Annotated in this window: 2 tRNA genes and 1 rRNA gene; all 3 read right to left on the reverse strand. The window is 51.1% G+C overall.

The features are described 5' to 3' along the window. Positions 1-196: 196 nt before the first annotated feature. A tRNA-Ala gene (locus AC0KUR_RS38150) sits at positions 197-272 on the reverse strand. A 40-nt stretch (positions 273-312) separates the two neighbouring features. Continuing rightward, a tRNA-Ile gene (locus tag AC0KUR_RS38155) sits at positions 313-389 on the reverse strand. Between the two features lie 63 nt (positions 390-452). After that, positions 453-522, reverse strand: a 16S ribosomal RNA gene (locus AC0KUR_RS38160); the annotation flags it as partial.

A 522-nucleotide genomic window follows, 5' to 3' on the forward strand; every position in this document is an offset into this window, starting at 1 on the left:
CTTGAGATACATCGATACAATCACAACCCGGATAGTTTCCACGTCCATCTCAAGACGCTTCCGCTATCCAAATTACTTACTTCTTCCAGATTGTTAAAGAACGACAGCCGATATCCGTTGATATCCTCTGACTGGCTCAATCGCCAATGCAAAATTCTCGGTTCAGCGTGTGAACCAAGCACTTAGCGTTGGTGATTGGTGGAGGCAGACGGGATCGAACCGACGACCCCCTGCTTGCAAAGCAGGTGCTCTCCCAGCTGAGCTATGCCCCCATTGAGTACAGATGACCTCAGGTGTGTTACCGCCAGACAATGGTGGGTCTGGTTGGATTCGAACCAACGACCCCCGCCTTATCAAGACGGTGCTCTAACCGACTGAGCTACAGACCCCTGAGTCTGTCTTTAAATTTACAGCCGATAAGCGTGAGCGCTCAACTTTGCGAGAAGCTCTGGAAAGGAGGTGATCCAGCCGCACCTTCCGATACGGCTACCTTGTTACGACTTCACCCCAGTCATGAATCCT

The sequence above is a fragment of the Burkholderia sp. YHN3-13 genome, assembly GCF_055810675.1.